This is a genomic window from Streptomyces sp. NPDC006174, assembly GCF_040614075.1.
GTDB lineage: Bacteria > Actinomycetota > Actinomycetes > Streptomycetales > Streptomycetaceae > Streptomyces.
In genome coordinates, this window is sequence record NZ_JBEXTJ010000007.1 from 396380 (window position 1) to 423033 (window position 26654).

General features: G+C 70.5%; 24 protein-coding genes and 3 pseudogenes. 10 read left to right on the forward strand and 17 right to left on the reverse strand.

What is annotated here, in order from left to right; all coding sequences use genetic code 11:
- Positions 1-198 precede the first annotated feature (198 nt).
- The 5 genes from ABZ267_RS18960 to ABZ267_RS18980 all read right to left on the reverse strand — a co-directional run bounded on the left by ABZ267_RS18960 (position 199) and on the right by ABZ267_RS18980 (position 6754).
- A complete protein-coding gene (locus ABZ267_RS18960; RefSeq protein WP_356746650.1) occupies positions 199-1665 on the reverse strand; it encodes an aldehyde dehydrogenase family protein in 1467 nt (488 codons plus the stop codon).
- Positions 1662-3401 carry a D-aminoacylase gene (locus tag ABZ267_RS18965; RefSeq protein ID WP_356746651.1) on the reverse strand — a complete coding sequence of 580 codons (1740 nt, stop codon included), beginning with the start codon at positions 3399-3401 and terminating at the stop codon, positions 1662-1664. Before ABZ267_RS18965 ends, ABZ267_RS18960 begins: the two co-directional genes overlap by 4 nt.
- 354 nt (positions 3402-3755) lie before the next feature.
- Positions 3756-4889 carry an LLM class flavin-dependent oxidoreductase gene (locus ABZ267_RS18970; protein ID WP_356746652.1) on the reverse strand — a complete coding sequence of 378 codons (1134 nt, stop codon included), beginning with the start codon at positions 4887-4889 and terminating at the stop codon, positions 3756-3758.
- 122 nt (positions 4890-5011) lie between these two features.
- On the reverse strand, positions 5012-5797 hold the full coding sequence (locus tag ABZ267_RS18975) for an SDR family NAD(P)-dependent oxidoreductase (protein WP_356746653.1): 786 nt from the start codon (positions 5795-5797) through the stop codon (positions 5012-5014).
- Between the two features lie 9 nt (positions 5798-5806).
- Positions 5807-6754 (reverse strand): TIGR03619 family F420-dependent LLM class oxidoreductase, encoded by a 948-nt coding sequence (locus tag ABZ267_RS18980; protein WP_356746739.1) that lies wholly within the window; start codon positions 6752-6754, stop codon positions 5807-5809.
- A gap of 386 nt (positions 6755-7140) precedes the next feature.
- On the opposite strand from ABZ267_RS18980, the gene ABZ267_RS18985 reads away from it, so the two are divergent.
- The 3 genes and pseudogenes from ABZ267_RS18985 (at position 7141) to ABZ267_RS18995 (ending at position 10839) form a co-directional block, all read left to right on the forward strand.
- Positions 7141-8454 (forward strand): LPXTG cell wall anchor domain-containing protein, encoded by a 1314-nt coding sequence (locus ABZ267_RS18985; RefSeq protein ID WP_356746654.1) that lies wholly within the window; start codon positions 7141-7143, stop codon positions 8452-8454.
- A gap of 243 nt (positions 8455-8697) precedes the next feature.
- Positions 8698-9504 (forward strand): annotated as a pseudogene (locus tag ABZ267_RS18990) (NAD(P)-dependent oxidoreductase); the annotation flags it as partial.
- 207 nt (positions 9505-9711) lie between these two features.
- The gene (locus tag ABZ267_RS18995; RefSeq protein ID WP_356746655.1) at positions 9712-10839 is read left to right on the forward strand and encodes a glycoside hydrolase family 43 protein; all 1128 of its coding nucleotides are present in this window, start codon (positions 9712-9714) and stop codon (positions 10837-10839) included.
- Positions 10840-10931: 92 nt separating this feature from the next.
- Here ABZ267_RS18995 and ABZ267_RS19000 read toward each other — a convergent pair whose 3' ends face one another.
- Positions 10932-11804: an AraC family transcriptional regulator gene (locus ABZ267_RS19000; protein WP_356746656.1), complete on the reverse strand. Its 873-nt coding sequence runs from the start codon at positions 11802-11804 to the stop codon at positions 10932-10934.
- A 204-nt stretch (positions 11805-12008) separates the two neighbouring features.
- On the opposite strand from ABZ267_RS19000, the gene ABZ267_RS19005 reads away from it, so the two are divergent.
- Positions 12009-12311: a DUF6087 family protein gene (locus tag ABZ267_RS19005; RefSeq protein WP_356746657.1), complete on the forward strand. Its 303-nt coding sequence runs from the start codon at positions 12009-12011 to the stop codon at positions 12309-12311.
- Positions 12312-12535: 224 nt separating this feature from the next.
- On the forward strand, positions 12536-13282 hold the full coding sequence (locus ABZ267_RS19010) for an aminoglycoside phosphotransferase family protein (RefSeq protein ID WP_356746658.1): 747 nt from the start codon (positions 12536-12538) through the stop codon (positions 13280-13282).
- Positions 13283-13311: 29 nt separating this feature from the next.
- Here the strand turns inward: ABZ267_RS19010 and ABZ267_RS19015 are convergent, their stop codons facing one another.
- Both ABZ267_RS19015 and ABZ267_RS19020 read right to left on the reverse strand, forming a co-directional pair.
- Positions 13312-13536, reverse strand: a complete 225-nt coding sequence (locus ABZ267_RS19015; RefSeq protein WP_356363510.1) for a DUF397 domain-containing protein — start codon at positions 13534-13536, stop codon at positions 13312-13314.
- Positions 13533-14387 (reverse strand): helix-turn-helix transcriptional regulator, encoded by an 855-nt coding sequence (locus ABZ267_RS19020; RefSeq protein ID WP_356899716.1) that lies wholly within the window; start codon positions 14385-14387, stop codon positions 13533-13535. The genes ABZ267_RS19015 and ABZ267_RS19020 overlap by 4 nt, the downstream gene beginning before the upstream one ends.
- Before the next feature lie 194 nt (positions 14388-14581).
- Here ABZ267_RS19020 and ABZ267_RS19025 point away from each other — a divergent pair, with 194 nt between their 5' ends.
- From ABZ267_RS19025 to ABZ267_RS19035, 3 genes are read left to right on the forward strand one after another with little or no spacing between them, the layout of a single operon-like run.
- Positions 14582-14998: an ATP-binding protein gene (locus ABZ267_RS19025; RefSeq protein ID WP_356746659.1), complete on the forward strand. Its 417-nt coding sequence runs from the start codon at positions 14582-14584 to the stop codon at positions 14996-14998.
- The gene (locus ABZ267_RS19030) at positions 14995-15249 is read left to right on the forward strand and encodes a hypothetical protein (protein ID WP_356746660.1); all 255 of its coding nucleotides are present in this window, start codon (positions 14995-14997) and stop codon (positions 15247-15249) included. The genes ABZ267_RS19025 and ABZ267_RS19030 overlap by 4 nt, the downstream gene beginning before the upstream one ends.
- Positions 15246-15758 carry a hypothetical protein gene (locus ABZ267_RS19035; protein ID WP_356746661.1) on the forward strand — a complete coding sequence of 171 codons (513 nt, stop codon included), beginning with the start codon at positions 15246-15248 and terminating at the stop codon, positions 15756-15758. The genes ABZ267_RS19030 and ABZ267_RS19035 overlap by 4 nt, the downstream gene beginning before the upstream one ends.
- A gap of 88 nt (positions 15759-15846) precedes the next feature.
- Here ABZ267_RS19035 and ABZ267_RS19040 read toward each other — a convergent pair whose 3' ends face one another.
- The gene (locus ABZ267_RS19040) at positions 15847-16689 is read right to left on the reverse strand and encodes a M23 family metallopeptidase (protein WP_356746662.1); all 843 of its coding nucleotides are present in this window, start codon (positions 16687-16689) and stop codon (positions 15847-15849) included.
- Between the two features lie 167 nt (positions 16690-16856).
- Here ABZ267_RS19040 and ABZ267_RS19045 point away from each other — a divergent pair.
- Positions 16857-17228 (forward strand): annotated as a pseudogene (locus ABZ267_RS19045) (hypothetical protein); the annotation flags it as partial.
- Here the strand turns inward: ABZ267_RS19045 and ABZ267_RS19050 are convergent.
- Positions 17153-17446: pseudogene (locus ABZ267_RS19050) on the reverse strand (TOPRIM nucleotidyl transferase/hydrolase domain-containing protein); the annotation flags it as partial. The pseudogenes ABZ267_RS19045 and ABZ267_RS19050 overlap by 76 nt on opposite strands.
- A gap of 96 nt (positions 17447-17542) precedes the next feature.
- Between ABZ267_RS19050 and ABZ267_RS19055 the strand changes: the two are divergent.
- Positions 17543-18361, forward strand: a complete 819-nt coding sequence (locus ABZ267_RS19055) for a methyltransferase domain-containing protein (RefSeq protein WP_356746663.1) — start codon at positions 17543-17545, stop codon at positions 18359-18361.
- Positions 18362-18548: 187 nt separating this feature from the next.
- Here ABZ267_RS19055 and ABZ267_RS19060 read toward each other — a convergent pair whose 3' ends face one another.
- The 7 genes from ABZ267_RS19060 to ABZ267_RS19090 all read right to left on the reverse strand — a co-directional run bounded on the left by ABZ267_RS19060 (position 18549) and on the right by ABZ267_RS19090 (position 26502).
- Complete coding sequence (locus tag ABZ267_RS19060) at positions 18549-19577, reverse strand: MarR family transcriptional regulator (protein ID WP_356746740.1); 1029 nt, start codon at positions 19575-19577, stop codon at positions 18549-18551.
- A gap of 451 nt (positions 19578-20028) precedes the next feature.
- Positions 20029-21090, reverse strand: a complete 1062-nt coding sequence (locus tag ABZ267_RS19065; RefSeq protein ID WP_356746664.1) for a YihY/virulence factor BrkB family protein — start codon at positions 21088-21090, stop codon at positions 20029-20031.
- A 170-nt stretch (positions 21091-21260) separates the two neighbouring features.
- On the reverse strand, positions 21261-21902 hold the full coding sequence (locus tag ABZ267_RS19070) for a DUF3618 domain-containing protein (protein WP_356746665.1): 642 nt from the start codon (positions 21900-21902) through the stop codon (positions 21261-21263).
- Positions 21878-22330 (reverse strand): phage holin family protein, encoded by a 453-nt coding sequence (locus tag ABZ267_RS19075; RefSeq protein ID WP_356746666.1) that lies wholly within the window; start codon positions 22328-22330, stop codon positions 21878-21880. Before ABZ267_RS19075 ends, ABZ267_RS19070 begins: the two co-directional genes overlap by 25 nt.
- Positions 22331-22345: 15 nt before the next feature.
- The gene (locus ABZ267_RS19080; protein WP_356746667.1) at positions 22346-23026 is read right to left on the reverse strand and encodes a hypothetical protein; all 681 of its coding nucleotides are present in this window, start codon (positions 23024-23026) and stop codon (positions 22346-22348) included.
- A 193-nt stretch (positions 23027-23219) separates the two neighbouring features.
- A complete protein-coding gene (locus ABZ267_RS19085; RefSeq protein ID WP_356746668.1) occupies positions 23220-25127 on the reverse strand; it encodes an AMP-dependent synthetase/ligase in 1908 nt (635 codons plus the stop codon).
- Positions 25128-25242: 115 nt separating this feature from the next.
- Positions 25243-26502 carry an acetyl-CoA C-acetyltransferase gene (locus ABZ267_RS19090; protein WP_356746669.1) on the reverse strand — a complete coding sequence of 420 codons (1260 nt, stop codon included), beginning with the start codon at positions 26500-26502 and terminating at the stop codon, positions 25243-25245.
- Between the last annotated feature and the right edge of the window lie 152 nt (positions 26503-26654).

A 26654-nucleotide genomic window follows, 5' to 3' on the forward strand; every position in this document is an offset into this window, starting at 1 on the left:
CATCCGGAGCGTGAGACTCCAACGTCTCACCCTTGATTACCAGGGCCGCAAACGGATGAACACCGCATCAATTCAAGGTCACACAGGCATGAAGCCTTGCAATGCATGCCGGTCGCGCGACGATGACCACGTACGGTAATCGCAGCACTGTCCGTTTTATCCCGTTTCAAAATTTTCCCGCGCCGTGTGGGAGCGATCTCATCCGGGCCAGACGATCGCCTGCGTCTCGCTGTACGCGTGCAGCGCGTACGAGCCCACGTCCCGGCCCACGCCGCTCCTCTTGAACCCGCCGAACGGTGCCTCCATGTTCCGTCCGACCGTGTTGACGCCGACCCCGCCGGCGCGCAGGCGCCGGGCCACGCGGAAGGCGCGGGCCACATCGCCGGACCAGACGTAGTCGATGAGGCCGTAGTCGCTGTCGTTGGCGAGCGCGATGCCTTCCTCCTCGTCGTCGAAGGGGACGACCACGACGACCGGGCCGAAGACCTCCTCGCGGACGACCCGCATGTCGGGCGTGCAGTCGGCGAGAAGGGTCGGGGCCACGTAGAAGCCCCGGTCCAGGTGGCCGGGCCGGGTGCCGCCGGCCACGACCCGCGCGCCTTCCTTCCGGCCCAGCTCCACGTACGCCTCCACACGGTCGCGGTGAGCCGCGGAGATGACCGGGCCGACGACGGTGGACCGGTCGGCCGGATCGCCGACGGTGAGCGCGTTCGCGTACGCGGCCAGCATGGCGATCATCTCGTCCTGGCGGGACCGGTGGACCAGGACGCGGGTCGGAGCCGTACAGATCTGTCCGCTGTAGAAGGAGAAGGTGGTCCCGATGCCGGCGGTCGCGGAGCCCAGATCCGCGTCCTCCAGGACCAGCGCGGCGCCCTTTCCGCCCAGCTCCATCAGCTGCCGTTTCATGGAGCGCCCGCACACCTCGGCGATCCGCTGTCCGACGGCGGTGGAGCCGGTGAAGCTGACCATGTCGACGTCCGGCGAGTCCACGGCGGCCTCACCGGCCTCCGCGCCCGACCCGGTGACGACGTTGACGACGCCTGGCGGAACGCCCGCCTCCGCGAGGGCGGCGGCCATCCGGTAGACGGAGAGCGGGTCCTGCGGAGCGGGTTTCACCACGACCGTGTTGCCCATCGCGAGCGCGGGCGCGATCTTGCCGGCCGGGTTGGCCCAAGGATTGTTGTACGAGGTGACGCAGGTGACCACGCCGACCGGCTGGCGCACGGCCACCGCTCCGAAGACCCCGGCCCGGCCCATCGGCCCGGCCTCGTTGACCTGCGGCGCGATGGCCTCCTCGACGGGTTCCAGCGCGCCGCGCGCGTACCGCCGGAAGCGGGCGACGCCGACGCCGACCTGCATGCCACGGGCGGTGGAGGCGGTGGCTCCGCTCTCGGCGCGGGCGAGGTCGGCGTGGGCGAGGAAGTCGCGTTGGATGAGGTCGGCGGTGCGGTCCAGGATGGCGGCGCGCTCCTCGGGACGGGTGCGCGACCAGGCGCCGAAGGCTTCACGGGCCGCTGCGGCCGCCTCGTACACCTGCGCGCGGCTCGCCTCCGGTGCGAGGCCGACGACCTGCTCGGTGGCGGGGTCGACGACCTCGTAGTGACCGTCGGCGGGTTCGACCCACTCTCCGCCGATGAAGAGCTTCCCGGGGCTGCCGTCGCTCACGCCGTACTCACCGTCCGGGTGTCCCGGCCCGAGCGCAGCACCGTGCCCGGCACCGCGCCCGTCACCTTGTCGTCGCGCAGGGTCTCGACGCCGTTGACGCGTACGGAGACGATCCCGATGGCCTTGGAGTCCAGGCGCGGGCTGTCACCGGGCAGGTCGTGGACGAGCGTGGCGGGTCCGGCGTCGATGCGCTCGGGGTCGAAGAGGACGAGGTCGGCGTGGAAGCCCTCCTCGATCCGGCCGCGTTCGCGCAGCCCGAAGAGGCGGGCCGGATCGTCGGTGAGCATCTTGACGGCGGTGGTGAGCGGCACGAGCTTGCGGCCGCGCAGGCAGTCACCGAGGAAGCGCGTGGTGTACGGGGCTCCGCACATCCGGTCCAGGTGCGCGCCCGCGTCGGAGCCGCCGAGCATCACGTCCTCGTGCTCCCAGGTGCGGCGGCGCAGCTCCCAGGAGGCCGGGTCGTTGTCGGTGGGCATGGGCCACAGGACCGTACGCAGGTCGTCGGCGGCGCAGATCTCGACCAGGCAGTGGAAAGGGTCCTGGCCGCGTTCGGCGGCGATGTCGTTGACGACCCGGCCGCCGAGGCCTTCGTTGGCCGTGCTGTACGTGTCGCCGATGACGTACCGGCCGAAGTCGGCGAGGCGCCGGAAGACGCCGGCCTCCTTGCTGTCGGCGCGGCGGAGCATCTCGGCGCGGGTGGCCGGGTCGCGGAGGCGCTCGATGCGCTCGGGTACCGGGAGCGCGAGGATCTCGCCCCAGCCCGGGATGAGGTTGAGGGCGCAGAAGGTGCCGAGCGACATGTTCATCGGCGTGAGGATCGGCATGGTGAGCGCGACGATCCGCCCTCCGGCCGCGCGGGCGCGTTCGCTCGGTATCAGCTGGCGCGGTACGCGTTCGGGGACGGCGGCGTCGATGGTGAGCACGTTCCAGTTGAGCGGGCGTCCGGCGGCGGCGCTCATGGTGACGAACAGGTCGATCTCCTCGTCCGAGAACTGGTCCAGGCACCCGGCGACGATCGCCTCCAGCTGCGTCCCTTCGTGCTCGCCGACCGCGCGGGAGAGCGCGAGGAGTTCTTCGGGTCGCGCGTGGCGGGAGGCGACGGGTTCGCCGTCGCCGTCGGCATGGGTGGAGGACTGCGTGGTGGAGAGGCCCCAGGCGCCGGCGTCCATGGCGTCGTGGAAGAGCGCGAGCATGGCGTCGAGTTGGGCGGGTGTCGGCCGGCCGCCGACGGCTTCGGCGCCCATCACATGCCGGCGGAGAGCACAGTGGCCGACCATGAAGCCGGCGTTGACGGCGATACGGCCTTCCAGGGCGTCGAGGTACTCGCGGAAGGTGGACCAGGACCAGTCGACGCCTTCCTCCAGCGCGGCGAGGGCCATGCCTTCGACCCGCGACATCATCCGCCGGGTGTAGTCGGCGTCCTCGGGCCGGTCGGGATGGAGCGGCGCGAGGGTGAAGCCGCAGTTGCCGCCGGCGACGGTGGTGACGCCGTGGTTCATGGAGGGGGTGGCGTAGGGGTCCCAGAAGAGCTGGGCGTCGTAGTGCGTGTGCGGGTCGACGAAGCCGGGGGCGAGGACCAGGCCGTGGGCTTCCTCGCTGGTGACGGCCTCTTCGGCGATGGTGCCGGGCTCGGCGATGACGGCGATGCGGCCGCCGCGGAGGCCGATGTCGGCGGTGTAGGCGGGGCCGCCGGTGCCGTCCACGACGGTGGCGCGGCGGATGAGGTGGTCGAGCATGACGGTGTCCCTTCTGGGGGTTCTTTCTTCGGCTCGGTTGCTCCGGCTCGTCGGGACAGCCGGGGTACGTACGCTTTCGGCCGCGGTACGTACCCCGGCTCACCAGGGCGACGATCCGGGAAGACGCCGCCTGTCCATCGGGCCCCACCGGCGTTGGAGGCGGGCCCGAGCCCAGGCTCAGCCGCACCTGCGGGCAGGGGCTCCGCCCCCGCACCCCCGCTCCTCAATCGCCGGAGGGGCTTGAGCTGCGCGGCCTCACATCCAGCCTCGGGAGGCCACATTCAGCCTCGCCGGCGCTTGAGGCGCGGGGCCCGGGGCGGAGCCCCGGCGTGGGCCCGACGGCCACGGTCCGGCTCAGCCCGCGGCGGCGGCGGCGGCCCGGAACCGCGACGTCCGATGCACCGGATCCGTATCGATCTTCGGAATCACATGCTCCCCGATCAGCCGAATCGTCGTCATCGTGTCCTCAGGACTCACCCCGATCGGCAACCCGAAGCTCAACTGGTCCGCCCCCGCCTGATCCCACCGCCGGCACTGCTTCAGCACCTCGTCCGGATCCCCGCAGATCATCAACTCCTCAGCAATAAGAAGCTCCACGATCTCCTCCGTGTACTCCGGCAACAGCTCCGGCCACTCCGGAATCCCCTCCGGCCGCGGAAACGTGTCGTGGTAGCGGAACAGCAGCGACTGCAGGTAGTTCAGCCCGCCACCCACCGCGATCCGCACCGCCTCCGCATGCGTCTCGGCGCAGATGGCCGTGGAGGTGACCATCACGTTGTCGTTGACGAACGCCCCGACCGGCTCCGCGTCCTTGACCGCGTTCTTGTAGGACTCGACGACCCACTCCATGTCGGAGACCTTCTGCACGCTGAAGCCCAGCACCCCGAGCCCCTTCTTCCCCGCCATCGCGTACGAGGACGGCGACCCGGCCGCGTACCACATGGCCGGATGCCCGGCCCCGTACGGCTTCGGCAGGATCTTGCGCGGCGGGAGCGACCAGTGCTTGCCCTGGAAGCCGACGTACTCGTCCTGGAGCCACATCTTCGGGAACTCGGCGATCGTCTCCTCCCACAGCTCCTTCGTGTGGTTCATGTCGGTGATGCCCGGCATGAACCCGAGGATCTCGTGGCTGCCCGCACCCCGACCGGTGCCGAACTCGAAGCGTCCGCCGGAGAGATGGTCGAGCATGGCGACCTTCTCCGCGACCTTCACCGGGTGGTTGACGGGCGCGAGCGGGTTGAAGATGCCCGAGCCGAGGTGGATGCGGTCGGTGGCGTGGGCGAGGTAGCCGAGGTACACGTCGTTGGCGGAGAGGTGCGAGTACTCCTCCAGGAAGTGGTGCTCGGAGGCCCAGGCGTACTTGAAGCCGGACTTGTCCGCCTGGATGACGTACTCGGTCTCCTCGATCAGCGCCTTGTGCTCTGCCTCGGGGTCCACCTCGGCACGCGCGGCGGGCACGTACCCCTGAACAAAGAGCCCGAATTCCACGGAGGTTCACCGTCCTCAAGTTTTTCTGACGCTCCGTCAGATTGTGATGCGGCCGACTGTTCCACCGCCACCGCGACCCGTCAATAGCTGACACTTCGTCAGGTGCGTGGACGGCGCCGCGCTCAGAACGGACTCACTCCGGCCAGCCACCCGCCGTCGATGACGAACGGCTGCCCGGTGATGTACGAGGAGTCCTCGCCGGTCAGGAAGAGAGCCAGCGCCGCCACCTCCTCCGGCCGCCCGATCCGCCCCATCGGCACGAGCTTGCGGTAGTACGCGTCCAGCGCCGCGTCCGACGTACTCAGGTCGGCGTCCGGGTCCGGCAGGGCCGGGTTGCTCATCGCCGTGTCGATCGCGCCCGGACAGATGGCGTTGACCCGCACGCCCTTGCCGGCCAGCTCCATCGCGGCCACCTTGGTCAGCCCGAGCACGGCGTGCTTGGTCGCGGCGTACGCGCCGACCAGCGGCATGCCGGTCAGACCGGTGTACGAGGACGTGTTGACGATCGTCCCGCCGCCCGCCGCCTCGATCTCCGGCGCGACGGCACGGATCCCGAGGAACGCGCCGGTCATGTTGACCCGCACCACCTGCTCGAACTCGGCCAGCGGTGTGTTGACCAGCTCGTTGAAACGGAGGATGCCCGCGTTGTTCACCAGCCCGTCGATCTTCCCGAAGGCGTCCCTGGCCACACCGACGGCCTCGGCCCACCCCTCCTCGCTCCCCACGTCCAGCCGCACGAACCGAGCGGTCTCGGCCCCCAACTCCTGCGCCAGCGCCTCTCCTTGCTCGGCCAGCACGTCCGCGACGACGACCCGCGCACCCTCCGCCGCGAAGAGCCGCGCCTCCTGCTCGCCCTGTCCGCGCGCCGCCCCGGTGACCAGGACGACCCGCCCGTCCAGCTTGCCCATGCCACGCTCCTACTGGTTGAGGTGCGGAGCCACGTCCGCCCCGAACGCCGCCATCTGATCGGTCAGTTCGTCCACGCTCCGGCTCCGGAACCGCACCTGGATCTGGTGCACGCCGATCGCCGCGTACTCCCGCAGCGACGCGGCCAGCTCCTCCGGCTTCCCGGCGAGGGTCCGCCGCCCGACGGACCAGCCGGGCTCACCGACGTACAGCGGTTCGGTGATCGCACCGATGACGATCGGCGCCTCGACGCCCGCCTCCTCCCGCAGCGCGTGCACCCGGGCGATCTGCGCGGGCAGCCGGTCGCGGGGATCGCCTTGCGGGAGCCAGCCGTCGCCGCGTACGGCGGCCCGGCGCACGGCGGCCGGCGAGGAGCCGCCCACCCAGATCGGCACCCGTTCCTGTGCGGGGCGCGGCAGTTGGCCGAGGCCGGCGAAGGAGAACCGCTCACCGGCGAACTCCGGGTACTCCTCCGGTCCGAGCGCCGCCCGCAGCGCGTCGATGCTCTCGTCCAGCACACCGCCGCGCCCGTCGAAGTCGGCCCCGACCGCCTCGAACTCCTCCCGTACGTGCCCGGCGCCGACACCGAGGATCAGCCGGCCTCCGCTGAGGTGGTCGAGGGTCGCGTACTGCTTGGCGGTGATCAGCGGGTGGCGCAGTCCGACGACGGCGACATGGCTCATCAGGCGGACGCTTCCGGTGACCCCGGCGAGGAACGCGAGCGTGGCGACGGGGTCGTACCAGACCGTGCTCATACCCTCCGCGAGCGGGCGCGGGATGGCGATGTGGTCGCAGCCGGCGATGTAGGCGAAGCCGCCGCGGTCGGCGGCCCCGGCGATGCGGACGAGGTCGGCCGGGGTCGCCGCCGCCTCCCAGGGTTCGGCGTAGAGGGCGCTCTGCGACTGGACCGGGAGCTGGATTCCGTACGACAACGGCCCATCGGGCGACGGCAGCGGCATCGGTCCTGGCAACGCAAGCGGCACGGTGGCCTCCTTCCCCTTCGGACCCGGGCGTTCGCCGCCCGGGTGACGGCCGCCATCGTCATACCTGACGACCCATCAGACAAGAGGCGCGGAAGTCCGGCCATGGCGTTGATCACAGGAAAAGCAGAGCAGGAGAGAGCAACTGCCCTTTTTCGCGCGGTGTGTCCGTTCGTCACCGCGTCTGCACGGCCCGTCCGCCGCCGAAAAACCGACCGCGCGTCCGGACTCCCGCCCTACCATCGCCACGGGCCGCTCGCGCGCTCCACCCACGCTGACGCCTCGCGCACCGTCGGCACCGTGTTCGCCGCAGGCGTCGCGGGCACGGCCGCTCTCCTTCGTCGCTCCGGACTCAAAGGGCCCATGTGAAGATTCGCCGCATTCTCGCCACGGCCGTCGCCGTCGCCGTGACGACGCCCGCCGTCATGCTCTCCGTCACCCCCGCCCACGCCGACACCGCGCCTCCCGCGCAGGCGCAGACGCCCGCCAAGCCGTCCGTCAAGGAGCTCGAAAAGGCGCTGGCCGAGGCGCAGAAGGCGTACGACGACGCCTTCGCGGCCGAGAAGACCGCCTACGCGGCGGTGGAGGCGGCGGTCTCCGACACCGCGCCGCCGACCGTGGCGGCCAACGCCGCCAGGAAGGCCGCGCAGGACGCCGCCACCGCGAAGAACACCGCCGACCAGGCGGTCACCGACGCGCAGACCGCGCTCGACGGCCTGACCGAGGAGGCCACCGAGGCGGAGCGGACCGCTGCGGAGCAGACCCTCGCCGAAGCCAAGACGGCCGCCGCCACAGCGGCGACGGCCAAGACCACCGCCGACGCCGAGGCCGCGGCGGCCGACGAGCTCGCGGACGACGCGAGGGTCGACGCGTTCAAGGCCCTCTCCAAGGCACAGGACGCCACGAAGAAGGCGCTCGCCGCCGTCACGGCCGCCGAGGCGGCCCTGGAGCGCGCCAAGAAGGAGGAGGAGAACCAGGGCGGCGGTGACGGGGACGGAGACGGAGACGATGAGTGCGTCGACGAGCCCGGCCTGACCACCGTCGTGACCGGCCTGCCTTCCTCGGTCACCGCCGGCACCTCCACCTTCTTCTCGGTCCGGGTGGCCAACGACACCGGGAAGGACCTGGACAAGGTCCTCACGTACGCGAGCATCCACGCGACCGACAAGAACGGCGCCAAGGACATCGCCAGGTACCTGAAGCTGAAGTGGTCGACCGCCAAGTCCCCGAAGTGGCAGAACGTCGACGGCGACCTCTACATCGACGCCGTCGGCGCGCTGGAGGACGGCAGGCAGGCGGACATCAAGCTCCGCCTGGACGTCGACGCCAAGACCCCGGCCGGTCAGGGCCTCACCTTCGTCGCGGGTGACTACTTCAACAAGGACGGCTCCTGCGGCCTGACGCAGGACGCCGCCGTCGACGAGTTCGACATCAAGGCCGCGGCCGGCAAGCCCGAGCCGAAGCCCAGCACGAGCACCACCGCTCCCGCCGCGGGCAACGGGGTCACGCCGCAGGGCTCGGGTTCGAGCGTCCCGGTGAACACCACGAACGGCACCCTCGCCGCGACCGGCTCGTCCGACAGCACCACGCAGCTCGCCCTCGCGAGCGGCACGGCCGTGGCGCTCGGGGCCGGCGCGATGTTCCTCGTACGCCGCCGCAAGGCGACCACCGACGCCTGAGGCGTACGCGTGTGACCAGGAGAGGCCCCGCCACGCGCTGCGGCGGGGCCTCCTCGGCGTACGCCGACCAGTCGTCCCTCGGAGCCCCCACGTCCACAAGCCCAGACCCGCCTCCATCGCCATCGCCCACCATGGCGGCGACGGCCGCACGGCCCGCCAGGCGAGGACGGGGACTTGACCCCACCACCGGGGATCTTTACCTTCTCCCTCTCCGGACGGCCGGAGCCACACCGAGGAGGCCCCATGCCAACCCGCCGCACCCTCCTGCTGACCGGCGCCGCAGGCGGCGTGGGCACACTGATGAGAGACCTGCTGCCCGCGTACGGTTACGAGCTGCGGCTCCTCGACCTGGTGCCGGTCAAGGGCGAACCAACCGCCATACAGGCCGACTTGGCAGACCGAGAGGCACTACGCGAGGCGGTACGCGGAGTGGACGCGATCATCCACCTGGCCGGCATCTCCCTGGAGTCATCCTTCGACAAGATCCTGCACGCGAACATCGAAGGCACCTACCACCTCTACGAGGCCGCGCGCGAGGAAGGCGTGGGCCGCATCGTGTTCGCCTCCTCGAACCACGCCATCGGCTGCACCCCGCGCCCGCGACCCGGCGACCCGCTGATCCCGGTCGGCACACCGCGCCGGCCGGACACGTTCTACGGCCTGTCGAAGGCGTTCGGCGAGGACCTGGCGCAGCTCTACTGGGACAAGCACGGCGTGGAGACGGTGTCGGTCCGGATCGGCGCCTGCTTCCCGGAACCCACCTCCGTACGGATGCTGTCGGTCTGGCTGAGCCCCGCCGACGGCGCCAGGCTCTTCCACGCGGCGCTGACCGCCGAGGCGGTGGGCCACACGGTGGTGCACGGCTCGTCCGCCAACACCCGGCTGTGGTGGGACCTGTCGTCGGCGCGCGCGCTGGGTTACGACCCGCAGGACGACTCGGAACCGTACGCGGCGAAGCTGGTGGCCGAGCAGGGCGAGCTGAACCCGGACGACCCGGCGGACGCGCGGGTGGGCGGGCACTTCGTCACGGACCCGCCGATGTGGCCGCACCAGGACAAGGACTCATCTCCGCCTGGCTCGTTGACACCCCCGCACCCCACCGGGATGCTGTGAGAGCGCTCTTCCAACGATAGAAACCCCACCGGGAGTGCGCACCGGCCAGGGCCTCCCAACACCCCCCGCAGCCTCCACCGCACCTTCCCGGCCCTTGACCGCCGCGCACCACCCCACCGGAGGCACGACGGGAGCGAGCCAGCCATGAGACTGTTCCGCCGCTCTTCCACGCGAGGCACCCGAGGCACTCTCGGAGCCCTCGGCGCTCTGGCGCTGACCGGCGCCCTCACCGCCACCCTCCTCCTCTCCTCACCCGACCCGGCCCAAGGCGCCGCGTCCGCAGCGGAGCTGGGTGCTCGGGGCCAGACGAGCCTGCGCGCGGCCGACCCCAGCGTGCTGAGGGTGGGCAGCACGTACATCGGCGTGCAGTCGACGGGCGGAGGCATCGTCGTACGCCAGGCCTCGTCGACGGACGGCCTCGCCACGGCCCCCGCGCGCCAGGTCTGGTCGGACACGCGCGGCCGGGGCGAGGTCTGGGCGCCGGAGATCGTGATGGACGGCGGCCGGTACTACATCTACTTCACGGCCGGCCGTGGCGCGGCGCACCGGATGTTCGTGATCAGCTCCGCCGCCTCCGACAGCGGCTACGGCGCGGAGACGCTACTCGCGCTGCCGGACGACAAGTGGGCGATCGACGGCACGCTGTTCACGTTCGGCGGCCAGCGCTGGTTCGTCTGGTCGGGCTGGGCAGGCGACACGAACGTGGAGCAGAACCTCTACATCGCCCGCATGAGCAGCCCCACGCAGCCCACGGGCGCCCGGCACATCATCTCGCAGCCGCGCGAGAGCTGGGAGCGGGTGGTGGGCAACCCGTTCATCAACGAGAGCCCGGAGGCCATCAAGGACCCGAACGGCCAGCTGCACATCGTGTATTCGGCCAACGGCAGCTGGAGCGACCAGTACTGCCTGGCGGACCTGCGCCTGCGAGCGGGCGGCGACCCGACGCACGTATGGGACTGGTACAAGTCGAACGGCTGCCTGTTCGGCTCCAACCGGTCGACGATGATGGCAGGTTGGGACCCGACGCTGTACGTGAACGGCCCCGGCCACCACACTTTCGTCCTGCTCCACGGCGACATCAACACGAGTCCGCCGGCGGGCCGGCGCTTCCCGTCGATGTTCCACGCGGTCCCGAAGGGCACACCGTACGAGTGGGCCAACCGCCACTGGTACACGGGCACGTTCGCGTGGTGGGGCAGCACGACGTACTCGCGTGCCAACGTGCCGGGGCCGAACGCGGACACGGGGTGGAGCCTGAAGTTCTTCGAGTGAGGCTTCAGGGAGCCCCTGAGGACGGCTCGGAGCGACCCAGCACCTCCCATCGCTCCGAGCCACCTGAAGCAGGCGGAATCCGGCGTCGGCGCTCAGCCGCCGTCGCCGGCTCGCTCCACCGGGATCCACAGCTCCGCGTCCGCGTGCGCACCGTCATCGGACACCCGCGTACGGGAGAGTGAGGGCCCGGGCCGGCTGCGGTACGGGTTGGACGGGAACCACTGCGTGTACACGTCCCGCCAGAGGTACTGGACCGCCGACGGGAACTCTCCGGACGACGCGAACACCGCCCATGTCCCCGGCCCGACGTCGAGGATCTCCGAGGCTCCTGGTACCTCCGCGTCGCTCACCACCCCGTGGAAGTAGTCGAGTTCGGTGCCTTCGGCGTCGTCCGCGGAGTGGTTGCTGACGGCGGCCAGGACACCGCCGGGCTCTCCGGCCGCGCACTCCTCCCAGCGCGCCAAGGTCTCCTTGCCGATGCCTTTGACGAACTCCACGATGGCCGGGTTCATCCCCTCGTAGACCAGCGGAACCCGCGCCCCCCTGCCCACCAGCCGGAACGCGTCCTTCTCCACCACTCGGTACCGCATGCTGCTGTTCCCTTCTACGATCAGCCGGAAGGACATCCGAGGCTGGGAGTGCAGCACCGCCCCCGTCCGCCGCGCCTCGCCGGGGCCGACCCCGTGCACGGCACGGAAGGCACGCGCGAATGCCTCGCCCGAGCTGTATCCGTACCGCACCGCGACATCGAGCAGCGTCCGCTCCCCGGCGAGCACGTCGGCCCCGGCCAGCGTCAGCCGCCGGCGACGGATGTACTCGGAGAGCGGGATGCCCGCCAGCGCGGAGAACATCCGCCGAAGGTGGTACTCCGACGTCATGGCGATACGGGCCAGCTCGGCCGCGTCGATGGGCTGATCGAGGCGGTCCTCGATGTGGTCCATGGCCTGATTCAGCCGCTCCAGCACTCCTGGCCGTCCTTCCCTTACCGATCTCCAAGCTAGGTGGACGCCACTGTGCCGGACCCGACATCTTGTGCCCGGTACGGTCGGGTCGCCTCGGCCCGGTCGGATCGCTCGCCGCCACCACCGGCGGTTCGAAACGCCCACGGCGGCACCACAGGGGCCACTACGCTGCGGAGGCAAGAGCCCGCCGGAACACAGGGAAGCACGATGGACGACGAACCTCTGTCGGACTGGGCGGAACGCCGAGACGCGAAGATCGGCCTGCTCCGAGCCGTACCCCTCGTCTCCGGCGACGGCCCGAAGGCCGCACACCTCAACCCGGACGCACCCCGCGCCATCCAGCGCTGGAACGGCTACGCCTGGGAGCCGTACGGCACGGTGGCCAACCTGGCCGAGGCCCGGCGCCTCCTGTACCCGCGCGTCGAGGAACCGCCGACGGTGACGGACCTGCCGCCTCAGCCGCTGCGGGCCGGTCGCGGCAGGCACCGTAAGCCCCGGCCGGGGGAATGATGCAGGGCAGTGATCAGTCCGCCTTCGCCCGTGGCGGACCGGACGAGGCGCCTTCGGGCGGCACTGATCGATGCGCGGAGGGAAGCATGATCCACACGGTCGCCGACCGTGGCGGCGAGCCGGGGGCCAGTCCTCCTACCGTGTCCGCCTAATCGCGTCGGCCACATGAGCGCACGCCATAAAGCCGACGACGTCGCGGATCACCCCCGGAATACTGGTCGCCCGTGGATGAGGTCAAAGTCGTCGTCGCCCATGCCCAGCGTGCGACGCTGCGCGTCGGTGACGTGTTCCTGAAGGTGGACGCCGATCAGGCGCGCATCGACGCCGAGGTCGAAGCCATGTCCCTGGCACCGGTCCCGACGCCGCAGGTGCTGTGGCGCAAGCCGCCCGTGCTCGCGATCGCCGCGCTTGCGGGGACCACGCTCGGGCGCCTCGGCGGGCCGTCGACCGGGTCGCCGGCGGCATGGGCCGCGGCGGGCGCGGCCATCCGGAAGCTGCACGACGCACCGCTGCCGCACCGGCCCGGCCGGGCCGGCAGGAGCACCGCCGCGCTGACCGCGGAACTCGACGCCGAGTGCGAGCTGCTCATGGCGAACGGTGTCCTGCCCGCCGACCTGGTCATCCGCAACCGTCAGGTCGCCGAGGCCGCGCTCCGGCCGTGGACTCCGGCGTTCACCCACGGCGACCTGCAGATCGCGCACGTCTTCGTCGACGGCGACGAGGTCACGGGCATCATCGACTGGTCCGAGGCGGGCCGAGGTGATGCCCTGTACGACCTCGCCACCTTCACCCTCGGACATGAGGAACACCTCGCCGACGTCCTCACCGGCTACGGCACCTACGTCGACCTCGACGTGATCCACGCGTGGTGGTCGGTGCGCAGCCTGCTGGCGGTTCGCTGGCTGACCGAGCACGGCTTCGACCCCTTCGCACCGGGCTGCGAGGTCGACGTGATGAGATCCCGCATGTGAGGCCGCGCGGGCCTGATGGCCAGGGGTTCTTAGAGCGAGCCGTTCCGTACGGCGGTGACGAAGGCCTGCCATGAGGTGGGGCCGAAAGCATGGGCGCCCAGGGAACGGTCCTTGGTGTCGCGGACTGCGTGGCGGCCGGAGGTGAGGGAGGCGTGCTCGACACAGCCGTTGTTCGAGCCGCTGTACGTGCTCTTGTGCCAGGACGCGCCCTCGAATTCGGGCTCCATCGCTCGGGAAGCCGCCTTCTCGATCATGATCTGGTTTCCTCGATGAGCTCGCGAATGTACTGGCTGGACGTCGTCGGAGACAGGGCAGCGGCCGTCAGCTCATCCCAGGCTTTTGTATATGCCCGTACATCAGGTCGCTGCTCCAGCAACGTACCACCGGTGATGTGCTCCAACCAGACGACGTCCACTGGTGGATCGGCTTGCAGCCCGAAGACGGTGAACGGTGCGTACTGCTCCATGGGCAGGTCGGATTTCAGCGGAAGCACCTGGATGCTGATGTTCGAGGAGGAGCCCGCTTCCAGCAGGTGATGCAGCTGCTCGCGAGCCACTTGCTCTCCGCCGCCGATCCGGTGCAGGGCTGGAGCGTCGATCACCGCACGGAGCCTGAATCCGAGCTTGTTGTCCAGCAGCTCTTTACGCTTCATCCGAGTGTCCACCAAGAACTCGACCTGATCCGCAGGAGAAGCGACTTCGTACAGTTGCCGCATGTACGCCTTGGTCTGGAGCAATCCCGGAATGACCATCGGTTCGAACGTGCGGACCGCCTGAGAGTCCGCTTCCAGCATCAAGTAGTCCTTCAGGGCATCGTGGAGAAACGGTCCCTGACCACTCCACCAGTCGACCTTGTGGATCTCCTTCGCCAGCCGCTTCAGGCTGGCCCGCTGCCGCTCGTCCTCCAGCCCGTACAGATTGAGCAGCGTCGTCAGATCGAGCGGGCGGATGCCTCGCTTGCCGTTCTCGATCTGGCTGATCTTCGGCTGCCCACACTCCAGGGCCTCCGCCGCGTCCTGGACCTTGAGGCCGGCGTTCAGTCGGAGCTGTCGCAGTTCGCCGCCGAGTCGGCGGCTCCGCATCGTGGGCATGTCGCTCTGGGCCATGGCGCCATGATGGCGCCCAAGTTCACTCGCGAACCACAGACTTCGGGAACTTGCACCCTCACGGATGAAGTCGCGAAGGAATACTTGCCTAAGCGATGCTTCACGCGACACCATCCTTCTCGTGACCGACAGCGTCCGCGTGTTCACGAACTGTCGATCAACCGACGTATCACGCACTTCGTTCTGGAGGAGCCATGCCCGTCACCGCCGAACCGGACCCGCCCGACTACCGCCAAGACCTGGTCGCCCACCCCGAATCCCTCGCGATCATGCGGCGCATCGTCAGCGCCCACGTCGACCTCTGGGGCTTCCGCGAACTGGCCGACTCCGTCACGCTCTGTGCCCATGAGCTGCTGGCCAACGTGGACCGGCACACCGGGTCGCCGCACTGCACGATCACGCTGCGCCGCCGGCCCAACGGCGTACGGGTCACCGTCACCGACACCAACACCGATCCGCTTGAGCCGAGCGACGCCGACTGGACCGCCGAGAGCGGGCGCGGGCTGGCCCTGATCAACGGGGTCGCGGAGCACTTCGGGACGGTGATCCGGCAGGACAGCAAGGACGTGTGGGCCGAGATCCTGACCTCACGCCCGGCCGCCCTGGCATGAACTCCCTTCTCCCCCGGCCTATTGGTGCCAAGCCGCGGCTCGACCGTGACGCCTTCCACCGGGCCCGGGCCTGGTTCGGCGACCACCGGGCGAGGGAGGCGGCGGTGCAGACGCTGCGGCGCGGACAGCCGTACGCGTACGAGCTCGACGCACCCGCAGCCCACTGGCGCTGGACCGCCTACCCCGTCCCCGTACTCCCGCTTCCTCCGCACCACTTACCGATCGCGCATCCCGTCAGGAGCCACCCATGACCGCCATCACCACGACCCCTTCCTCACCCGGGGCCGCCGCCGAGCTGCGCGCCGCGCTCCGGGAGGCCGGGCTGCAGGTGGGTGCGACGGCCGGCGCCGGGGACCACGTGCAGCTCGGGCCTCTCAAAGCCGCCGACGCGCGGCAGTTGGCGCGGCTCCTGCGCACCGGGACCAAGCGCACGCTCAAGGCCGCCCGCGCGTTGCGGGAGATCTGCGAGGCGCACCGGATCGGCCTCCCTGAGCTGCGCGTACGGCAGGGCCGCATCACGCTCGGCGCTTGCCGGCTCGACGACGCCGTACGGCTCGCGCGGCTGCTCGGTGCGTCCATGCCGGGGCCGGACGCCCCGGAAGCCACAGCCGTACGGGACCTGCTGGTGCAGTCCTTCGCGGCCGCCACAGGAGGCGGAGTACTCGACGTCTCCGTACGGGAAGACGCTTCGGGGGTGGTGGAGTTGGGGGCCGTCGATGCTCGGGCGGCGCGGCGGCTGATCGGGGCGCTGCGGTTCTGAACGCGCGTCCGCACCCGCCGCAGGCCGTGCACGGCAGGGCAGCCGCCGCGGCCCTCCCGTGCACGGGGTCATGCGGGTGGTGGTGCGGTCAGCAGTTGGGGATCACCGCGCCGTTGTTGTCGCGGGCCTCGTCGTTGCCCCAGCGGGAGAGGTAGTAGGCGGAGACGTACGCATTGCGGCCGTTCTTGCCCGCGTACACGCTGTCCAGGTCGGTGCGCAGCCACCAGTGGTTGAATTGGGTCGCCGTACCGACGCGGGCGCCCCACACCTTGCAATAGACGTAATTAGTACCGGCGTTGAGGATGCCTTGCGCGTCAGCCGTGTTGGGTGCCGCGTAGCCGGTGGCGTTGGCGAAGGTGTCGACCCAGTACTTGCCGACTCCACCACCGCAACCGTTGTCGCTGGTGAGGTACTTGTTGTAGTACGAGCCCGGATATGGGTTCAGCGAATGACCGTTGATGACGATGTTCTGGCCGACGCCGTTGAGCAGCTGCTCGTAGTGGATGTGGGCGCCGGAGCTGTTGCCGGTGGACCCGGTGGTGCCGATCTGCTGGCCCTGGGCGACGCGGGACCCGTTGGCAACGGAGAACGCGTTGAGGTGGAAGTAGTAGGTCTGCCAGCCGCCGCCGTGGTCGATGGAGATGTAGTTGCCGGCGCCGCTGGGCTGGGAGTGGCGGTAGGCAGTGCCGGGGGCCGAGGCGAGGACCGGAGAGCCGGCGGTGGCGCCGCCGTCCGTGCGGACGAAGTCGAGAGCCCGTCTGACCTCGGCGGAGTGGTGGCTGTACGTCCACTGCTGACCGCAGGCGTACGGCGCCTTGAAGTTGGGTGCGGCAGCGGCGGGAGACGCGGTGACGGTGAGCAGGCCGCCGAGGAGTGCCAGCAGCGCGAGGAGGCTCGTACGGGTACGGGTACGGGTTCTGGGCGATCGCATGAGCGGGGAATCCTCCGGGTCGACAACCGGGCAGTGGGGTGCTGGGTGTGCGAAGTGCCGTGGAATCTACGCGAGTTGAACGGACTCCAGAGTGCCGTAAGTCGGGGCCGCCGGACAGACCCCGCGACCTGCCCGTCTCGCGTCAGAGGGCGGCGAGCAGGTCGTCCTACGAACGAGGATGGGAGCGGGCCGGTGCGGGAGCGACGCAGGAGTTCTTCGTCTGCGCGGCCGACCTGGAGGAGGAGCTGATCCGGGCCCTCGGCGTGCCACGGGTGGAGGAGCTGGTCCAGGCGGAAGGCGATCTGCGCGCGCTCCAGATTTTCCTGCGCCAGCCCGCGCAGCAAGGCCGTTCTCCGCAGCAGCAGTTGAGGCGCTTTCTCGGTATGAAGAAGGGGCGCAAGATTCACTACGGCCGCGTCCTCGTCGAAGCGCTGGACACCGACCGCGTGCCCGCCCCGCTCGAGAAGCCGCGCTCCCGCTCGTCGCACAGACCCGTGAGGCGGACGCCGAGTCCGGAGGGCCCGAGGAGCCCGGCGTAGCGGCCGACGCTCATCGCACCGCCCATAGGAAGGACGCAGACGCCTTCCGCGGCGAGGTCCCGGCCGCGCCGTTCGGCCAGCGCGTCGACGGCGGCGGCGTCGCTCGGGCCTTCGAGGAGGACGGCGGTCCGTACGGAGAGCTGTTCGGCCAGTTCACGGGCGGGGCCGCCGGGCCCACCGGCCGCCCATGCGGTGACCGCCTCACGGAACGCACCCATGGTACGGAGCGTGTCGACGGCTTCCGAGGCCGAGGCTGGATCTGTGCTGGGCGAAGCGTCGGACCGGTTGACGGCGGGCCACGTAGGTTCGCGCTCATGACGACCCCATCGCAAGAGTCCTTCCTCCGGGCCTTCCACGCCGAACTCCCCACCGTGACGGCGGATGCCTTCGGCGGCGCCAAGGCGGCGGACGGACGGTCCAGTTACGAGATCCTGTGCGACCGGGTCGCCGAGAGCAGGCGCGTACTGGATCTCGGCTGCGGCGACGGCCTGTTGCTGGAGCTCCTGGCCCGGACCGAGGGCCGCCACCTCGCCGGCGTGGACCTGTCACCCGAAGCCGTGGCGCTGGCGCGTCGCCGCCGGGGCTTGGGCGGCGCGACCGTGCTGGCGGGCCGGGCACAGGACCTCCCCTTCGCCGACGGCAGCTTCGATGCCTGCGTGTCCCACATGGCGCTGATGCTGATGGGAGAGGTCGAACGGGTCGTCGCGGAAGTCGTCCGCGTGCTCTCTCCTGGATCCACGCTGGCCTGCGTGATCGGAGGCGGAGCGGTGGGCGGCGAGGCGTACGAGGTGTTCCTCGGGCTGCTGAAGGAAACGATCAGGGCCGCGCCTGCCGAGCAGCGGATCCCCGCTCTGGGAGACAGCCGGACACGGAGCCGCGAAGGACTCGACAGCCTCCTCGGCCCGGCAGGCTTCGCGCCGGTCGACTGGGAGACCGTCGCACTTGACCTGAGCGGCCCTGCGGAGCAGGTGTGGGCCGCCCTGTCCGGCATCTATGACGTGGGGCCGCTCGATCCGCGCACGGTCGCGTTGTTGCGCGAGGCGTTCTTCGAGCGGGTGGAGGGGCTGGCGATGCCGAACGGGGTTGTCCCTTGCGGGATGAAGGTCCACGTGGTGACTGCCCGACTGGGGTGAGGGTGGTGTCGGCTCGCGCGCGTATGCCGGGGGTTGCGTCTGTTCGTCGTGAGTGTGTGCGCACCCCCGCGTGCGCGGGGACCACATGCCCTTCTTCAGGACGCCGAAGATCCCGATGGGGACAACCCCGCGTGCGCGAGGACCACTCGGTGCACGCACTCTGCCAGGAGATCCGTGGTGATCGGTGTCAGACGGTTTTGAGTAGGTCGCGGAGGTTGGTCATGTGGGTCTTGATGTCAGCGGCTTCGTCACCTTCGGTGGTGTGGTCCGGGTTTTCGGCGGTTCCTTGGCTGTGTGTTTCGCGGCAGGGGCGGCAGAGGCCGTCGGGGAGGGCTTCTGGTTGGCCGGGGCGGCCGCAGTCGGTGCATTCCATGAGGACGCGGCGGGCCGGGGCCGGGGTGTCGGGTGCGGTGTTCTCGGCCGGGAGGCGGGGTGGCATTTTGTCGGTGAGGCGGCGGCGGACGAAGCCGGCGGGGTAGCCGATCTCGGCGGGGAGCCCTGCGGTGAGGGCGCTGGTGAGGTGGTCGACGCTCACGCCTCGGGCGAGCCATTGGGCCGCCTGTGCTTCCAGGGCGGTGCAGTCGTGGGCGGAGAGGGTGAGGCGGCGGTCCTGGAGGCCGAGGCGGGCCAAGGCCAGGTAGGCGGTGGACGGGCCCGCTTCGGGAGCCTGGGGTGCTGCCGGGGCCGTGTCCGTGGCGGGAGGCGCGGGTTCTGCGTCCGGAGCCTGATCCGGGGTGCGTTGCTGCGGTACTGCGGTGGCTTCGGGCCCCTGTTCCGTACCGGGGTCCTCCGGTGCGGGCGGTGGGGGTTCCTCGTCCGGGACCCACGGCGGCGGGGGAGCCGTCTCCGGCGCGGGGCCCGCCTCCTGCGCGGTGTTCTCGGCGGCGAGGTAGGTGTTCCACCACTCGTTGTCGCGGGCCGTGCGGGACCAGAACGTGCGGAACGCCCAGCGCATCTCCTTGCCGGCGCCGACCGCGCACCGTACGCGCCGCAGATGCCCGGCCACGGAGAGGGCGTTCAGAGCGCTGCCGATCGCCTGCTGGCCGTACAGCGGCACCTGCTTGGCTAGCTGCTTCACGCTCATCGCCGCACCCTCGGGCAGGTGGTCGATGAACCCGGCAACGTACCGCTCACGCACCGGCAGGAGCGCGAAGTCCTGTGGACTGCGCGGGCGTTGGTCAGGTGCTGAGCGTTTGCCGTAGCCGGGGTTGGCCATCGGATACGCGCCGGGAAGTGCGGGGGTGTCCAGGGCGGGACTAGGCTGCTGTGTAGCCACGGGATCGTCTTTCTAGGGTTTCGATCTTGCGGTCAGACCCCGGCCTGGTGTGGCAACACCGTGTCGGGGTCGATTGGTTCTCGAACCGTAAGCAGTCGTGACGCTCCGCCGCAAGCTGTCACGATTAGTCATACTTGCTCGCCGTAACAGGTCAGGGAGGTAGGGGAGGTTTTCCCGACCCCCAGCATGTGCCCGCCGGTTAAAGAAGGCGCTCGAACCTCGAAGCCCGCATCCCGACGCCCGCGTCCCGGAACCCGAGCTTCGGGCCCGGACCCCACCCACGTACCCCAGAAGAGTGAACCGACCTACCCCGAAGCCCGGGGCCCGGAGCTTGGGCCCCGAGCCCCGGCCGGGCGACTTGCACCCCAGCCCGCCTTCGCCTGTGGCTCCCTCACTCGGAACGTGGGTCGGAGGGACCGGTGTCACCCATGGACCTGCGGTCCTCGTCGGTCCACTTGCGGGTGTCGCGGGCGTCCACGTACGGCTCCTCCGTCCGTGGGTGGCCACCGATGACGGCCCGCTCACGAGCCATCTCCGCGTCGAACTCCAGGCCGAGCAGGATCGCCAGGTTCGTGATCCACAGCCAGACCAGAAAGATGATCACACCTGCCAGCGCGCCGTACGTCTTGTTGTAAGAACCGAAGTTGGCGACGTAGAAGGCGAAGGCCGCCGACGCCACCATCCAGATCAGCAGCGCCAGCAGGCTGCCCGGCGACATGAACTTGAAGCCCCGGCCCTTGGCGTTCGGCGCCGCCCAGTACAGGAGCGCCAGCATGATGGTCACCAGCAACACCAGGACGGGCCATTTGGCGATCGACCAGACGGTCATGGCCGTGTCGCCGACCCCCAGAGCGGTGCCGATCTGGCGGGCGATCCCGCCCGAGAGCACGACGATCAGCGCGCTCACACAGGCCAGCACCATCAGTACCAACGTCAGGCCGACGCGGACCGGGAGCACCTTCCAGGCCGGGCGGCCCTCGGGCACGTCGTACACGACGTTTGAGGTCCGGATGAACGCGGCGATGTAGCCGGACGCGGACCACAGCGCGGCCAGCAGACCCACGATGGCCATGACCCAGCCGGTCCCGGCGCTGGACTGCAGCTGGGTCACCGCGTTGGTCAGAACGTCACGCGCCGCTCCCGGAGCGAGCTTCTGCATGTTGTCCAGGACGGTCTGCGTGGTCTCCTTGCCCGCGAGGCCCAGCAAGGAGACCAGGACCAGCAGGGCCGGAAAGAGGGCCAGGATGCCGTAGTACGTCAGTGCCGCGGCCCGGTCGGTCAGCTCGTCCCGCTTGAACTCTCCCAGCGTGCGCTTCAGTACCGCGCCCCACGACCCCTTGCCGAGCTTCGTGGGCGAGTCGGGCGTGTCACGGTCCGCCCGCGCGTGCGAGCCGGCTCCTGGCCGCCCTTCCTCCGGGCCCAGCCTGTCCTGATCGTGCTGTTCGTTCGCCATAGGAAGCACACAACCTCAGGGGTGTCGGGTAGGCGACCTTACGGCCGCTGAATGCCACCGGACGGAGGAGGCGTCGGAAGAGGCGCCCGGCAGGCGGGCCCCACAGCGCAGGAGCCCCACAGCGGAGGGGCCACATCCGTCGCCGGACGCCTCTCGGTGCCGGGCGGCGGTCAGCTGCCCGCCTTCCGGGCGGCGTCCTGACCGACCTCGCGCAACCCCGTCCCCGCCTCCTGCCCCGCGTCCTGGGCCTTCTGCTTCGTGGCCTGGGCCGCGTCCTGTGCGGTGCTCTTCACCGCGTCCACGGCTTCCGTGGCAGGTTCGCGCATTTCCTCCTTGACGTCCTGAGCGACGTCCTGGGCGGTCTGCTTCACGGGTTCGAGGAGTTCGTCGGAGTGTTCTCGGAGCTGCGCCCCAACGCGTTCCTCGGCTTCTGTGGTGGGGAGCAGCGCGGCCGCGAGCATGCCGGCGCCGAAGGCGATGATGCCCGCTGCGACGGGGCTGCCCTGCGTCTGGCGCGTGATCCGGTCGGGAGCCTGGCGAACGGAGCGGCCCACCTGGTCGGCGGTGTGCTTGACCGCGTCCCCCGCCTGTTCGGCGGTGTCCGCGACGCCTTGCGCACCCGAGGCCGTGGTGTCGCTCGCCGCACCCATCACACGCTCCCTCACGCGGGTCAACCGCCGCTGCGTCGCGTCCGCCTTGCGCCGGGCGACCTTTCCCGGGGTGACCTTGTCCGCGAGACGGTCCACGTTGTGGGCGAGGTGGGCCCGGGTGTCTTCCACGTCGGACTTCAGCTCGTCGGGTTGCGTGCCCATTGCGCGTCCTCCTTCAGCGTTTCCACAGTGCGTTCGGGTTTGGCGCTGACCGTCTTGAGGCGTTTGCGGCCGACCACGAAGAGAACGGCCGCCAGAAGCGCCCAGAACCCCGTCACGATGAGCGCGGCCCAGGCCAGGTCGACGACGTGCGCGAGTCCGAAGACGGCCGCCAGGCTGCCCATCAGCAGCATCAGGTGGCCGGCGTACCCGGAGCCGGCCAGCATGCCCGCCGCCTTGCCCGCGCGGGTCGCGCTCTCCTTGACCTCGGCCTTGGCCAGCTCGACCTCCTCGCGCACCAACTGCGTGAGGTCTTCGCTGATCTCACCGACCAGCTCTCCGATGGAAGGGTCCGCCGACGGTGCGCGGGTGGAACCGGCGGACGGGGCGTCCGGCTGGGCGGTGGTGTGTTCCGAAGATGGTGTGACCACGGCTCGGTTTCCCCTCTACCGCTGATGCGGATCCGGATACGGGTCGCTCACCGGGACCGGTCCCGGTGCGATGTCTCCCCCGTAGGACGGGGTGAGGCCGGGTGAAGGCGGCGTCGTGGAGGCGGCCGGGGCTCCCGGCACCTCCCGTCCCGTACCGCCGTCCGTCGCGCTCCCGGGCCGCTCTCCTCCGCCGTCCGCGGATTTGGCACCCTTGGCCAGCCGGGCGGTGGCGAAGCCCGCGAGTGCCGCGCCCGCCAGGAAGGCCCCGGGGCGACGGCGGGCGAAGTCCTGCAGATCGCTGAGGAGCCCGTCCGGGCCCCGGTCCTCCAAGCGGGAGGCGGCCTGGTGCCCGCGGTCCGCCACCTGCTTCACCGCGCTCGCGGCGGACGAGTCGCCGTCGCTGTTGCGGCTCATGTCATGCAGTTCGTCGGCCAGCCGCCGTACGTTGTCCGCCAAGCGCTGTGTCTGCGAGCGCGCCTGTTCCTGCAGCTGGCTCCGCAGCTCGCCCACGACGTCACGAGCCCGTGCCGTGGCCTCGCCCGCTACATCAGCTGCCTGTTCCTTGGCGGTGCCCGCCACGTCGCCGGCCTTGTCGGCCACCAGATCGGTGCCTTCGCTCGCCTTGTCCCGTGCGGTCTGCGCCGCTGTCGCCGTCGTTCCGCTGTCCGGACGGCTCGAACTCTCGAAGTCGCTCAAAGCTCCTCCTAGGTCGGTCGGCCCTGCTCGGTGGAAGAAGTGCAGCGTCGTCCCCGCTGTCGACGCCCCCCTAATGGTTGCAAATGCTGAGAACATGCGCGATACGGGCAGAGCTCAGCACCCCCCACCCCCGCACGCACAGCGGGAGCACCGCGTTTCCCACGGTTTTCGCTCGCAGGTGCCGGACGCCCCCTCACCTCCCCCGGTACAGCCCCTCGATCTCCCCCGCGAAGTCCCGCGCGATCGCGTCCCGCTTCAGCTTCAGCGACGGCGTCAAGTGGCCCCGCTCCTCCGTGAAGTCCACCGGCAGGACCGTGAACCGGCGGATCGACTCCGCTCTCGACACCAGGCGGTTCGCCTCGTCCACCGCCTTCTGGAGCAACGCGCGCAGCTCCTCGTCGTGGACCAGCTCCTTCAACGGCACGTCCTGTTTCCTCACCATCTGGCGCCAGTGCTGGAGGCCGTCCGGGTCCAGGGTGAGGAGGGCCGTGATGTACGAGCGGTTGTCGCCGACCACCATGCACTGGCTGACCAGGGGGTGTGCGCGGAGCCAGTCCTCCAGAGGGGCCGGCGTGACGTTCTTGCCGCCCGACGTGATGATGATGTCCTTCTTGCGGCCCGTGATCGTCAGGTAGCCGTCCTCGTCCAACGCGCCCAGGTCGCCCGTCGGGAACCAGTCGCCGTCCAGGAGGTACGGGACCGGCTCCGCGCGTTCCGTGTCCCAGTAGCCCCGGAACACCTGGCCGCCGCGCAGCAGCACCTCGCCGTCGTCCGCGATGCGTACCGAGGTGCCAGGAAGCGGCCAACCCACCGTGCCCAGGCGGGGTTTGAGGGGCGGGGTCACCGTGTGGGCCGCCGTCGTCTCCGTCAGGCCGTAGCCCTCGAAGATGCCGATGCCCGCGCCCTCGTAGAACGACGCCAGCCGGCGGCCCAGTGGAGAGCCGCCGCAGATCACGTACCGCACCTTGCCGCCCAGCGCCGCCCGGATGCGTCGGTAGACCAGCGGATCGTAGAGGGCTCGGGCCGCTCGCAGGCCCAGGCCGGGGCCCGGGCCCGTACCGTGTTCGGCGGCCTCGACCGCCTTGCCGTAGCGCTGCGCTATGCGCGCCGCGCGGTCGAACGACGACGCCCGGCCCATCTTCTCCGCCGTCGCCCGGCCCGTGTTGTAGACCTTCTCCAGTACGTACGGGATGGCGAGGAGGAAGGTCGGCCGGAAGCCTGCCAGGTCGGCCAGGAGGTCATCGGTCTGGAGGGACGGAGCGTGGCCCAGGCGGACTCGCGCCCGCATACAGCCGATCGCCACCATCCTCCCGAACACGTGTGAGAGCGGGAGGAAGAGGAGCGTCGACGCCGGGTCCTTCGAGACCGACTTGAAGACCGGGTGGAGGAGTTCGATCGCGTTGTCCACCTCGGCGAAGAAGTTGCCGTGCGTGGTCACACAGCCCTTCGGGCGGCCCGTCGTGCCCGAGGTGTAGATCAAGGTGGCCGGCGTGTCGGGTTCCAGCGTGGCTCGGCGGGCCGTCACCGCCTCGTCCGGGATGTGCTTGCCGAGCGACTTGAGGTGGCCGATCGCTCCCGTGTCGAACTGCCACAGGTGCGCCAAGTCGCCCAGCTGCTTGCGTTCCTGGCTGATCAGGCGGCCCTGCTCCGTCGTCTCCACCGCGCACGCCACCGCGCCGGAGTCCTGGAGGATCCAGCGGGTCTGGAAGGCGGAGGAGGTCGGGTAGATCGGGACCGTCACCAGGCCGGCCGCCCAGGACGCGAAGTCCAGCAGCGTCCACTCGTACGTCGTACGGGCCATGATCGCGACCCGGTCCCCGGCCCGCAGCCCCTCCGCGATCAGGCCCTTCGCCACCGCCAGCACCTCGGCGGCGAACTCGGCTGCCGTCACGTCGTGCCAGGTGGACTCGGCGTCCTTCCGGCTCAGCACCGCCTCGTCCGGCGCCTCGCGCGCGTTGTCGAACGGGATCTCCGCCAGCGAGCCCCGCAGGACCGGAGGCGCGAGCGCCGGTACGGAGACCTCCTGGACCCGGCCGTCCGGGCCTCTCTTCTTCGTCGGTTCCACCAGGATGGGCGCGGAGGCGGATGAAGGCGTTGACACGTGCGGCTCCTCGGTAGCGGGGGTCGGGCGGGTCTTCGTCGCCGGGTCGTCCGTCCGGCAGATCAACCAGGGTCCTCAAGGGCGTTCCAAGGTCCTCAGCGGCGGTCCGAAGTTCTCATGGACGCTCCAAAATGGCCGTCACCCCCTGGCCGCCCGCCGCGCAGATCGAGATCAGGCCCCGTCCCGGAGCCTCCCGTTCCGCCAGCAGCTTGGCCAACGTGGCGACGATCCGTGCGCCCGTGGCGGCGAACGGGTGGCCCGTCGCCAGCGATGAACCGGCCACGTTCAGGCGGCTCCGGTCCAGCGGCGGCAGGCCCTGCTTCTGCCAGGCGGCGAGGGTCGCCAGCACCTGCGAGGCGAACGCCTCATGGATCTCGTACAGGTCGAAGTCCTCGATCCCCAGGCCGGCTCGCTCCAGCAGGCGCGGCACCGCGTACGCCGGAGCCATGAGGAGGCCGTCGTCGCCGTCGACGTAGTCCACCGCCGCCGTCTCGTAGAGCGTGAGGAAGGCCAGGGGCTCGAAGCCGCGCTCCCGCGCCCACTCCTCGCTCGCCAGCAGGACCGTCGCCGCGCCGTCCGTGAGAGGCGTCGAATTGCCCGCTGTCATGGTGGCGTTGGGTCCGGACGTGCCGAACACCGGTTTCAGCGTGGCCAGTTTCTCGACCGTCGATCCCGGGCGCAGGTTCTGGTCGCGGGTCAGGCCCTGGTACGGGACGACGAGGTCGTCCAGGAAGCCGCGTTCGTACGCCGCCGCCAGGCGCTGGTGGCTCGTGGCCGCCAGGTGGTCCTGATCCGCGCGGCTCACGGCCCAGTGGCGGGCGGTACGGGCCGCGTGCTCGCCCATCGAGAGGCCGGTGCGCGGTTCGGCGTTGCGCGGGATGTCCGGGACCAGGTGGCGCGGACGTACGGCGGAGAGGGCCTTGAGGCGGGCGGGCGTCGTCCTCGCGCGGCGGGCCGCGAGCAGGATGCGGCGCAGGTCGTCGTTGACCCCGAGCGGTGCGTCGCTCGTGGTGTCGGAGCCGCCCGCGATAGCCGAGTCCACGGCACCCAGCGCGATCTTGTTGGCGGCGGCGATCACGGCCTGGAGGCCCGTACCGCAGGCCTGTTGGATGTCGTACGCCGGTGTGCGCGGGTCCAGCGCGGAGCCGAGGACGGTCTCGCGGGCCAGGTTGAAGTCGCGGCTGTGCTTGAGGACCGCGCCCGCCACGAACTCGCCGACCCGCTGCCCGGCCAGGCCGTACCGCTCGACCAGGCCGCCGAGCGCGGCCGTGAGCAGGTCCTGGTTGGAGGCGGTGGCGTACGGGCCGTCCGAGCGGGCGAAGGGTGTGCGGCTGCCGCCGATGACGGCTACGCGGCGGGGAGCGTGGACGTTCATGCGGTCCGTCCGGGGCGGGGCCGTGCGGGATCGGTGTATCCGGGGTCGATGGTTCCGGGGTCGATGGTTCCGGGATCGGTGCATCCTGCGCGGCTCATCTCGACCAGCTCCTGACTCTTGAGTAACCTTACTCCGGAGTAAATCTACGACCG